This is a genomic window from Faecalibacterium sp. PGM34 (assembly GCF_054456555.1).
In genome coordinates this window covers 2141485-2151565 of sequence record NZ_CM136898.1, presented here as the reverse complement: position 1 = coordinate 2151565, position 10081 = coordinate 2141485, and the positions used below count along the sequence as shown (strand labels likewise).

Here is a 10081-nt window from a genome sequence, read left to right as displayed (position 1 = left end):
GCATACTGCACACACAAAGGAGTGATGGATGTGCAGTTGCTTTCGCAAAGCCTTGCGGAAAACCTATCCGCGCTTGATGCTAGGTTTGGCAAATCGGCAGATTATTATGCGAAGAAGATCGTTTTGTACGGCTGTCCGGGGTGCATCGTAATGTTTGACGGTATGGCAAGCTTGGATTCGCTCTGGGAGCTGTTGCTGGACGCCGCCGGGCGGCAGTCTGCCTCTGTCCGGCTTACTGGTACGCAAACCTATGCGCATATCCTGCATGGCTCGGCGTTTCCGGCCGAAAGCACCCCAGTGCAGGATATGCCGCAGCTTGTAGCGCGGCTGACCGCCGGCATGGCAGTGCTGCTGTTAGAGGGGTGCAGCAGCGGCATTGCCTTCTCAGTGCAGGGGCTCAAATTCCGCTCGGTGGAAGAGCCCTCCGGCGAAGGCAACCTGCGCGGCAGCAGGGAAGGCTTTACCGATCTGCTGCGGGTAAATCTGAGCCTTCTGCGCCGTCTTGTCCGCACTGACACCCTTGTGCAGGAGGCCGCGCAGGCGCACACTTGCTGTAATACGGAGTACGCCCTTTGCTACTGCAAGGACCGTGCCGACCCCGCCATGGTACAGCGGGTGCGTGCCATTTTGCAAAGTGCAAGGCCGGAGCTGCTGCTGGATTCCAGCTATTTTGTGCCGTGGTTGCTGCCCGGCAAGGCACGGCTGTTCACCCCGGTGCACTACACCGAGCGCCCGGCGGTCGCCGCCGCGAAGCTCTGTGAGGGCAAGCTGGTAATTTTGGTCAACGGCAGCCCCTCGGCGCTGGTGCTGCCCGCACTGTTTAGCGAACAATTCGAGTGTCTGGATGATTACGCTTCCACGGCGGTATTTTCCTCTTTTTTGCGGGTGCTGAAGTATTTTTCTTTCTACCTTACGGTGTTCTTACCGGGGGTCTTTGTGTGCGTGGCGGTATATCTGCCGGAGCTGTTGCCCCCGCAGCTGCTGTATAAGATCGAAGCCGCCGAAAAGGCTACTCCGCTGCCCCTTTTTGCCGAGATGCTGCTGGTGATCCTGATCTTAGAGATCATCCGGGAAGCCGGGCTGAGGATGCCGCAGTCACTGGGACACTCGGTCAGTCTGGTGTCGGCGCTCATCATCGGCGATGCCGCCATTGCCACCGGGCTCATGAGCACGCCGGTCATCTTTGTGGCAAGCATCACGGCCATTGCAGTCTTTGTCACCCCGGCTCTGTACGAGCCTGCCACCCTGCTGCGCATCGGCGCGGTGCTGCTGGCGGGGCTTGCCGGGCCGGTAGGGCTGGCAGTGGCGTTTTTCGGCTTTCTGCTCAGCATCGTCAGCACCGAAGCACTGGGCGTGCCATACCTTGCGCCGCACCCGTTCCCGCAGCAGCCACTTTCCGAGGACGGTGTTCTGCGCCGCAACTACAGGCAGCTGTCCCGGCACTGGTTCAATATCTGGCAAAAGCGGGAGAGGAGGAAACGGCAGTCATGAAGCAGCACGCAGAACGTTTTACCCCGGCGGCGCTGACGCTGAGTATAGTCACAGCAGCGCTGGCAGACGGCATCCCGCAAAGCGTTCCGGTGCGCCGGGCGCTGTGGCTGGGCGCAGTCAGCACAGTGTGTCTGTGTGTCCTTTCTGCACTGGCAGCAGCGGCGCTGCAAAACAAAGCGCCCTCCTTTACGGTGCGGCTGGCGCTGACAGCCGGGCTTTTTATGGAGCTGGTGCACACTCTCGCGCAGGCACAAGGGCTGTGCACGGCAGAGTTTTCCTCCATGGCGCTGCTGGGCTTTCTGCCGCTGCTGCTCTGGGCAGGGTGGGGCGTCCGTCCCGCAAGCTGGAACGCCTCGGCGCGGGTGCTGTGGTGGTTTGCTGCTGTGGGCGGCTTGGTCTGCCTGTTGGGGCTTGCAGGGCAGCTGCACTGGTACCGGCTGTTTGCCCCGGCACAGCCGACTGGAGCAAACTGGAACGTACCGGTTTATGCAGAATATTTTGCCGGAGCCCTTCTGTGCAGTGCGCGGTCTGCCCACCGCACGGTCTGGCTGCCGGTATGGGGCTTTGCGGTGCAGGCTGTGGCTTTGCTGGGCGGTGCTTTACTGTTTGGCGGCAACGCATACCCGCGGCTGGAATTGCTGCGGGCGTGGAGCGGCGGCAGCTTTTCCCGCATGGATGCGCTGCTTTTGCTGCTGTGGCTGCTGTGCGCCGTCTATCGGGTGGCTATGCTGTGTACTGCTATCCGGTTGCTCTGGCAGCAGAAAATAGAGGTGCAGCCATGAGAAAACAGAAATCTTGCAAACTGCTGTATTTTCTGCTTGCAGGGTGGTGTCTTTTATTCCTGCGCTGCGAAAGCACGGAGAAAAGCATGGTGCGGGCGGTGTATCTGGCACAGACGGAGCAGGGGTATCAGACAGGGCTGCTCTATCAGGCACCGCAGGCCGCCGCCGATGCCGCCGATGCCTCTGCCGCATTGCAGTTTGTGCAGGCAGAGGGGCAAACGATGGAACGGGCGCTGGCCGCGGCAGAGCAGGCGCTGCCCCAAACCGCAAGCTACCGTCTGTGTGACTATCTGCTGCTGTCAAAAGCGGAAGAACCATTATTAACAGAGTACGAGCAGCTGGTGCTGCGGCGCGGCTGCGGACGCACGGCGGCAAGACTGCTTTGCGCAGAAGGAGAGGTGGACCACCTTGCCGCACAAACCGCTTTGCCGGATGCCCTGATGACACAAATAAAGGCCGCAGCGCCTACCGCGCCCCGGCTGTATGAGCACACAGAGCCGGGACTTCTGCCTATTTTACAATGGAATGCGGAAGAGGTGTCTTTGCAGGAGGGCGGTGTCCTGCATACCGTGGCGGGCAATACGCCCTTGTCCCCGGAGCGGGCCGAGATATACCGGCTTCTTACCGGTCAGGGCGGTACCCGGCAGCTCTGGCTGGAAGAGGAGCGCATCGGCATCCGGCGCTGCACCGTTTCGGTCACCCTGCAAAAGGCGCAGGTACTTGTGCGGCTGGATTGCCAGCGTGCCGCCTACAGCCCGCTGCCCACGCCGGCGCAGCAGCAACAGCTTGCAGCGCAGTGCACGGCGCTTTTGCAAGGCTGCTGGCAGGAGGGCGTGGATGTGCTGCACCTGCAAGCCCGAGAAGTGCTGCGGAGCGGCAATGGCGCAAGCTTTGACCCGACAAAAAACGCCTGCCCGCAATTGCGGACAGACGTGCATTTCATGCTGTATTAAGAGGCGGTGGGGAAGGTGACAGTAATAGTGGTGCCGACGTCCACCTGACTTTCCAGCTTGATGCGGGCGTTGTGGATGCGGGCAATGTGCTTGACGATGGCAAGCCCAAGCCCGGTGCCGCCGGTGGCCTTGCTGCGGCTCTTATCCACCCGGTAGAAGCGCTCGAACACACTGGCCTGTGCTTCCCGCGGGATGCCGATGCCGTTATCCGTTACGGTCAGGGAGCAGTGCCCGTCCCGGCTGCAGGCGGTAATGATCTGTACCTTGCCGCCCGGGCGGTTGTAGCGGATGGCATTGTCGCACAGGTTCTGGCACAGCTCATCCAGCAGCGCACGGCTGCCCAGCACCGGGGCGTTCTCGCCCAGATAGGTCAGGGAGATATACGCGCGGCGGGCGTTCAGTTTCTGGCGCTCCACGCACTCCTTGGCAACCTCCAAAAGGTCTACTGTTTCCATCACGGGGGCGTCCCCGGTCTCGCTTACGGTATCCAGCTTGGAAAGCTGCAAAATATCGTTGACCAGCTGGATCATGCGGGTGGCCTCGCTGTGGATCTTGCGGCCGAAATCCGGCACATCCTCCGGTTTTGCAATACCGGTCTCGATCAACTCCGCATAGCCGGAAATACTGGTCAGCGGGGTCTTGAGCTCGTGGCTGACATTGGCCGTAAACTCCTGCCGCATTTTCTCGTTGTTTTCCCGCAGAATACGGTCAGAATGGATGCTCTCCGCAAAGGGAATCAGTTCCCGGTAGGGCACATTTTCCTGAATATGATCCAGATCCTCGGTCATGTTCAGAACCGGCTGCACCAGTGCTTTGGTCAGCAGGGCAGCCAGCACCGCAGCGGCCAGCATCAGTGCCACACAGCTCAGCACGATGGCCGGAATGGTGGCATCATAGATGGACCACACGGTCTCGGCGTCCTGTGCCACGCGCAGCACATCCCCGCCGGAAAGCCGGAGCGCATAGTAATAGGTCTCGTAGCCCATAGTCTGAGAATCGCGGATGTCCCGGCCCTCGCCGTTTGCAATGGCATCACGGATCTCCGGGCGGGTCAGGTGGTTTTCCATGGGCTGGTCGGTGGCAGATTCAAACAGCACGCTGCCGTCCTGACTGATCAAGGTCACGCGCAGATCATCGGTCACAAAGGCACGCAGCTGTGTGGGGTCTCCGGTTTGCTCGTACCCGGCACACACAAGGTCGGTCTCGCGCTCCAAACCCGACCATGCCTGCGCCGTAAAGGCTTTATGGAATACAAAAATGCACAGCGCTGCGGTGAATATAAGCCCCAGAAAGCCCATCAGGAACAGCCGGTAGCTGATCTTTTCTTCCATGCTGTGCAGCTTCATTCTTCCTCGGCCTCCTCATCGGACAGCTTGTAGCCCACCTTGCGCACGGTACAGATGTAACGCCCCGCATCGCCCAGCTTTTTGCGCAGAGTGCGGATGTGCATATCCACGGTACGGCTCTCCACCGAGATATCAGTGCCCCACACCACCTGCAAAATGGTCTCGCGGGTCACCACCAGACTGGTGTTTTCCAGCAGCAGCCGCAGCAGGCAGTATTCCTTGTAGGTCAGCTCCACGGGGGTGCTGTTCACCGTAACGCTGTGGCGGGCGTTATCCAGCTGGATCTCGTGAAAAACCAGCACGTCCGGCCTTGTCTCCGGGGCAGAGCGCCGCAGTGCCACCCGCACCCGGCTGAGAAATTCCATGATGCCAAAGGGCTTTGCAATGTAGTCATCTGCACCGCAGTCCAGCCCGCGCACGGTGTCCAGTTCGCTGGATTTTGCCGTGACCATAATGATGGGCAGCTTGCGCAGCGAAGGAGTGTTGCGCAGCTTTTTCAGGATGGAAAAGCCGTCCTCGCCGGGCAGCATCACGTCCAGGATCACCAGCTCCGGCTCAGCGGCACGCATGGCCTGCCAGAAGGGCTCGGCGCTCTCAAAGCCCTGCACCTCGTAGCCGTTGGATTGCAGGGCGTACTGCTCCAGCTCCCGGATGGAAGCGTCATCCTCTACGATATAAATCATAACTCAGTTCTCCTCAGCAGTCTGTCCGTCCGGGAACAGATACCGCTCGCGGTAGCGGCCCAGACGGCGGTGGAATTCTTCGCTTTCCTTGGTGTCGTTGCCGTGGCGCAGGTCGTTCAGGTAGGCGTGGGTGTCAAAGCTGTCCTGTGCCACCTCGATCTGCGCAACTGCCACGTTGCTGCAATGGTCGCACACACGCTCGTAGTTGGTCAGCATATCGTCCAGCACAAAGCCGTACTCGATGGAGCAGCTGCCGGCCTGCAAGCGGGCGATGTGCCGCGCCTTGATGGCACGCACCAGCTCGTTGACCACAGCCTCCAGCGGCTCTACCTTGGAAGCAAGGTGCAGATCCCCCTTTCGGAAGGCATCGGTGGTGCGGCTCAGGGTATCCTGCACCGCATCCTCCAGCACCTGCAGTTCCTCCTGTGCATCCTTGGAGAAGTGAATCTCCTTCTGGTGCATCTCCTCGGCAGATTCCAACAAATTGACGGAATGGTCGCTGATGCGTTCAAAATCACTGATGGTGTGCAGCAGGGTGTTCACGCTCTGGCTGTCGGCGTGGTTCAGTTCCCGGCCGGACAACTTAACAAGATAGGTGCCCAGTGCGTCCTCGTACCGGTCTACCTTTTTTTCCTCGTCCCGCACCTTCTGGGCAAGTTCGTCGTTCCATTCGTGGGTCAGGCTCATGGCCTGCACCACACCCACACGGGCAAGCTCTGCCATTTCAGCGGTAGCGCCGCGGGCACGCTCCACAGCCACAGCGGGGGTGTTCAGCAGACGGTCATCCAGCAGAGCAAACTCCTCTTTTTCCGGGGAATCGGGAATGGTCAGGATGGCCAGCTTTTCCAGCCCGGTGGCAAAGGGCAGCAGAATGACGGTGGCCAGAATGTTGAACACCGAGTGCACCACTGCAATGCCCCAAGCCTCAATGGTGGTATTCACAAAGGCAAAGTGGCAGACTGCGTTGAGCCCGTAGAACCCAAACAGGAAGATGCTTACACCGATGATGTTGAAGTACAGGTGCACCATGGCAGCCCGGCGGGCGTTTTTATTTGCACCTACCGAGGACAGCAGCGCGGTTACGCAGGTGCCGATGTTCTGACCCATGATGATGGGGATGGCGCTGCCGTAGGTGATGACGCCGGTGGCGCTCAGCGCCTGCAAGATGCCCACGCTGGCGCTGGAGCTCTGGATGATGCCGGTGACCAGTGCGCCCACCAGAACGCCCAGCAGGGGGTTGGAGAAGCGGGTGAACAGGCTGGTGAACCATGCCTCGTTCTGCAGCGGCAGCACCGCGTTGGACATGGTGGTCATGCCGGTCATCAGCACGGCAAAGCCGATAAGGATGGTGCCCACGCCTTTTTTCTTCTCACTCTTACACATATACAGCAAAATGCCGATAAATGCAAGCACCGGACTAAAAGAAGTGGGCTTGAGCAGCTGGATGAACAGGCTGTCGCCCTGCAAACCGGAAAGGCTCAAGACCCAGCTGGTCACGGTGGTGCCCACATTGCTGCCCATGATCACGCCAATGGCCTGATGCAGCTCCATGATGCCGCTGTTGACAAAGCCCACCACCATAACGGTGGTAGCACTGGAACTCTGGATGACGGCGGTCACGCACAGACCCAGAAAAAAGCCCTTGAGGGGGTTATCGGTCAGTTTGCTGAGAATTTTCTGCAGCTGGCCGCCGGCCTGCTTTTCCAGTGCTTTGCCCATGATGTCCATACCGAACAAAAACAGGGCCAGACCTCCCAGCAGCGAAAAGACATTAAAAATGGTCATAAGTGTTTTCCTCACTTTATCTTGACGTGTTTTTCTCCTGTGCTTTAAGTATAGAAAAACAATGTAAAATCTGAAATCGACGAAATGTAAAACCCATGTAAAGTAAGAAAAATGTAAAAATCCTGTGCATGGGCTGCGATGCAGCGTCGGTTTCCCACCCACAGTACAAAAACAGCGCCCCGGGCGTTGTATTTGCCGCCGAATTTTATTATAATAGGAACAAGAGTGCCCGCAGCACAGCGCGGCAAGAGGATACAGGAGGAACCAGGATGGGTACGTTCAATGTTTCGCTTAAAACGCTGACCGACCGCGTTAGCATGGAAGTAGTATACACCCCCCGGGCGCTGGATGAGATCAGCGTGGAGATCGCCGAGGTCAACCGCCCGGGTCTGTTTCTGGCGGGCTACTATGATTACTTCGATAAGCTCCGTTTGCAGATCATGGGTCTGGCAGAAATGAACTTTCTGTCCGGTCTGACGGCAGAAAAGCGCTACGAGGCACTGGAACAGCTGTTCCGGCAGCAGCCCCCGGCGGTCATCGTCTGCCGCAGCGAGGAGCTGGAACCCTTCCCGGAAATGCAGGAGCTGGCGCAGAAGCACGCAGTTGCCTTGCTGCGCTCCAACGAGACTACCTGCACTTTGATGGGCAGCCTGATCAGCGTGCTGAACCTGGAGCTTGCGCCCCGCATCACCCGGCACGGCGTGCTGGTGGAGGTGTACGGCGAGGGCATCCTGATTTTGGGCGACAGCGGCATCGGCAAAAGCGAGCTGGCCATCGAGCTGGTCAAGCGCGGTCACCGTCTGGTGGCAGATGATGCCGTAGAGCTGCGCAAGGTGTCCAACCGCCAGATCATGGGCACTGCACCGGAAAACATCCGTCACTTTATCGAGCTGCGCGGCATCGGCATCGTCAACGTGGCCCGCGTGTACGGCGTGGGTGCCGTCAAGCTGAGCGAAAGTCTGGATCTTGTGGTGCAGCTGGAAGTATGGGACCCCACCAAGAACTACCAGCGCACCGGGCTGGAAAGCGAATACTACGACATTCTGGGTGTAAGCATTCCCAGCACCAGCATCCCGGTCTCTCCCGGCCGTAATCTGGCTGTGGTACTGGAGACCGCAGCCATCAATAACCGCCAGAAGAAGATGGGTTACAACGCGGCCAAGGAGCTGCTGATCCGGCTGGGGCTGGATGACAAAATGGACTGAACCTCTCTATAAAAAGGAGCCTGACCCTATGGAACAACTCAAGCAGCTGCTGACTGCAGCAGGCATTGCTTATAAAGAAAACGAGCCGCTGGCAGCGCATTGTACCTTTAAAATCGGCGGCCCGGCGCGGCTGTTCGTGCAGCCGGCAGATCGGGCACAGCTTTGCCGCGCCGTTGCCCTGTGCAAGGCGCAGGGCGTCCGGCATTATCTGCTGGGCAACGGCAGCAATATCCTGTTTGCCGACGAGGGCTACAACGGTGCGGTGCTGGATATCTCCTCCATGCAGGATACTGTGGAGGTGCACGGCTCGCAGCTCACCGCCGGGGCGGGCGTGCGGCTCTCGGCACTGTGCAAAACGGCGCTGGAGCACGGCCTGACCGGGTTGGAGTTTGCCTACGGCATCCCCGGTACGGTAGGCGGCGCAGTCTACATGAACGCCGGTGCCTATGGCGGCGAGATGAAGGATGTGCTGACCACGGTGCAGTACCTTACCGCCGAGGGCGAAATAAAAGAGGCAGCGGCATCGGAGCTTGACCTGCGCTACCGCCACAGCATTTTTGAAGAAAACGGCGGCTGCATCCTCTCGGCGCAGTTTACCCTGACCCCGGGCGAACCGGAGGCCATCCGCGCTAAAATGGACGAACTGATGGCGAAGCGGCTGGACAAGCAGCCGCTGGATAAGCCCAGTGCAGGCAGCACCTTCAAGCGCCCGGTGGGCGCTTTTGCTGCGGCTCTCATCGACCAGTGCGGTCTGCGGGGCTACCGGCACGGCGGTGCCGCCGTCAGCGAAAAACACTGCGGCTTTGTGGTGAACCTTGGCGGCGCAGCCTGCGCCGACGTGCTGGCGCTGTGCGAGGAAGTACGCACCATCGTAAAAGAAAAGACCGGCTACGATCTGGAAAAAGAGATCCGCGTAGTCCGCTGAACTGCGGGAATAGAGGGAGTGTGGAACACAGATGGAACTGTTGATCGTCAGCGGACTTTCCGGCGCAGGAAAGTCTGTGGCTATGAATGCGCTGGAGGATATCGGATATTTCTGCATCGATAACGTCCCGGCGGGGCTGCTGCCCAGCATTACGGCGTTTTCCAAGGCGGGCGACAACCAGCTGGAGCGGGTGGCGCTTTCCATGGACGTGCGAGGCTGCCGCAGCAGAGAGCAGATCGAAGCTGCCCTGCAGCAGTTGGACGAGCAGAAAACACCCTATAAGATCCTGTTTCTGGATGCGCCGGACGAGGTGCTGATGCGCCGTTACAGCGAGACCCGCCGCCGCCACCCTATCAGCATTGCAGAGGGTATCTCTACCCGGGATGCCTTTTTGAAGGAGCGGCAGATCCTGCAGCCCTTAAAGGAACGTGCAAACTATACCATCAATACCGGGCTGCTCTCCACCTCTCAGAATAAAGAGCGCATCTGCGATCTGTTCATGAAAAGCGGCGGGGCAAAAAACGCCATGCGGCTCACCATCATGTCCTTCGGGTTCAAGTTTGGTCTGCCGCCGGAAGCAGACCTTGTGCTGGATGTGCGCTGCCTGCCCAACCCTTTCTATGTGCCGGAACTGAAGCACAAAACCGGGCTGGATCAGGAGGTGGTGGATTTTGTCATGAGCCACCCCGAAGCACAGGAGCTGCTGCACCGGTACGAGAACTTTTTGCAGTACGCCCTGCCGCTTTATGTCAAGGAAGGCAAAAGCCAGCTGACCATCGCGGTGGGCTGCACAGGCGGCAAGCACCGCTCCATCACATTCGCACGCAAACTTGCGGAATACTGCACCTCTCTGGGCTACGAGCCCGGGGTGCAGCACCGGGACGCCGTGCGCTGAAAACAGAGGAACTACT

General features: G+C 59.4%; 9 protein-coding genes. 6 read left to right on the top strand and 3 right to left on the bottom strand.

The window, feature by feature from the left end; genetic code table 11:
- Window positions 1–24 precede the first annotated feature (24 nt).
- The 3 genes from ACXPUX_RS10290 to ACXPUX_RS10280 are packed head-to-tail and all read left to right on the top strand — an operon-like array spanning window position 25 to window position 3226.
- A complete protein-coding gene (locus ACXPUX_RS10290) occupies window positions 25–1491 on the top strand; it encodes a spore germination protein (protein WP_458828217.1) in 1467 nt (488 codons plus the stop codon).
- Window positions 1488–2273: a hypothetical protein gene (locus ACXPUX_RS10285; protein WP_458828216.1), complete on the top strand. Its 786-nt coding sequence runs from the start codon at window positions 1488–1490 to the stop codon at window positions 2271–2273. Before ACXPUX_RS10290 ends, ACXPUX_RS10285 begins: the two co-directional genes overlap by 4 nt.
- Window positions 2270–3226, top strand: coding sequence for a hypothetical protein (locus ACXPUX_RS10280; RefSeq protein WP_458828215.1), 957 nt, complete (start codon window positions 2270–2272; stop codon window positions 3224–3226). Before ACXPUX_RS10285 ends, ACXPUX_RS10280 begins: the two co-directional genes overlap by 4 nt.
- Here ACXPUX_RS10280 and ACXPUX_RS10275 read toward each other — a convergent pair.
- The 3 genes from ACXPUX_RS10275 to ACXPUX_RS10265 are packed head-to-tail and all read right to left on the bottom strand — an operon-like array spanning window position 3223 to window position 7040.
- Entirely contained in the window at window positions 3223–4572 is a 1350-nt protein-coding gene (locus ACXPUX_RS10275) for a sensor histidine kinase (protein ID WP_458828214.1), read from the bottom strand. The two genes, ACXPUX_RS10280 and ACXPUX_RS10275, sit on opposite strands and share 4 nt — an antisense overlap.
- Window positions 4569–5255: a response regulator transcription factor gene (locus ACXPUX_RS10270; RefSeq protein ID WP_249240080.1), complete on the bottom strand. Its 687-nt coding sequence runs from the start codon at window positions 5253–5255 to the stop codon at window positions 4569–4571. Before ACXPUX_RS10270 ends, ACXPUX_RS10275 begins: the two co-directional genes overlap by 4 nt.
- A gap of 3 nt (window positions 5256–5258) precedes the next feature.
- A complete protein-coding gene (locus ACXPUX_RS10265; RefSeq protein ID WP_458828213.1) occupies window positions 5259–7040 on the bottom strand; it encodes a Na/Pi cotransporter family protein in 1782 nt (593 codons plus the stop codon).
- A gap of 269 nt (window positions 7041–7309) precedes the next feature.
- Here ACXPUX_RS10265 and hprK point away from each other — a divergent pair, with 269 nt between their 5' ends.
- From hprK to rapZ, 3 genes are read left to right on the top strand one after another with little or no spacing between them, the layout of a single operon-like run.
- Window positions 7310–8245, top strand: a complete 936-nt coding sequence (gene hprK, locus ACXPUX_RS10260; RefSeq protein WP_458828212.1) for an HPr(Ser) kinase/phosphatase — start codon at window positions 7310–7312, stop codon at window positions 8243–8245.
- A gap of 28 nt (window positions 8246–8273) precedes the next feature.
- Complete coding sequence (gene murB / locus ACXPUX_RS10255; protein WP_458828211.1) at window positions 8274–9170, top strand: UDP-N-acetylmuramate dehydrogenase; 897 nt, start codon at window positions 8274–8276, stop codon at window positions 9168–9170.
- Window positions 9171–9201: 31 nt separating this feature from the next.
- Complete coding sequence (gene rapZ / locus ACXPUX_RS10250) at window positions 9202–10065, top strand: RNase adapter RapZ (protein ID WP_458828210.1); 864 nt, start codon at window positions 9202–9204, stop codon at window positions 10063–10065.
- The last annotated feature ends 16 nt before the right edge of the window (window positions 10066–10081 follow it).

Coding starts and splice junctions, on each gene's coding strand:
- ACXPUX_RS10290 (WP_458828217.1), top strand. CDS start 25: ATGGATGTGCAGTTGCTTTCGCAAAGCCTTGCGGAAAACCTATCCGCG.
- ACXPUX_RS10285 (WP_458828216.1), top strand. CDS start 1,488: ATGAAGCAGCACGCAGAACGTTTTACCCCGGCGGCGCTGACGCTGAGT.
- ACXPUX_RS10280 (WP_458828215.1), top strand. CDS start 2,270: ATGAGAAAACAGAAATCTTGCAAACTGCTGTATTTTCTGCTTGCAGGG.
- ACXPUX_RS10275 (WP_458828214.1), bottom strand. CDS start 4,572: ATGAAGCTGCACAGCATGGAAGAAAAGATCAGCTACCGGCTGTTCCTG.
- ACXPUX_RS10270 (WP_249240080.1), bottom strand. CDS start 5,255: ATGATTTATATCGTAGAGGATGACGCTTCCATCCGGGAGCTGGAGCAG.
- ACXPUX_RS10265 (WP_458828213.1), bottom strand. CDS start 7,040: ATGACCATTTTTAATGTCTTTTCGCTGCTGGGAGGTCTGGCCCTGTTT.
- hprK (WP_458828212.1), top strand. CDS start 7,310: ATGGGTACGTTCAATGTTTCGCTTAAAACGCTGACCGACCGCGTTAGC.
- murB (WP_458828211.1), top strand. CDS start 8,274: ATGGAACAACTCAAGCAGCTGCTGACTGCAGCAGGCATTGCTTATAAA.
- rapZ (WP_458828210.1), top strand. CDS start 9,202: ATGGAACTGTTGATCGTCAGCGGACTTTCCGGCGCAGGAAAGTCTGTG.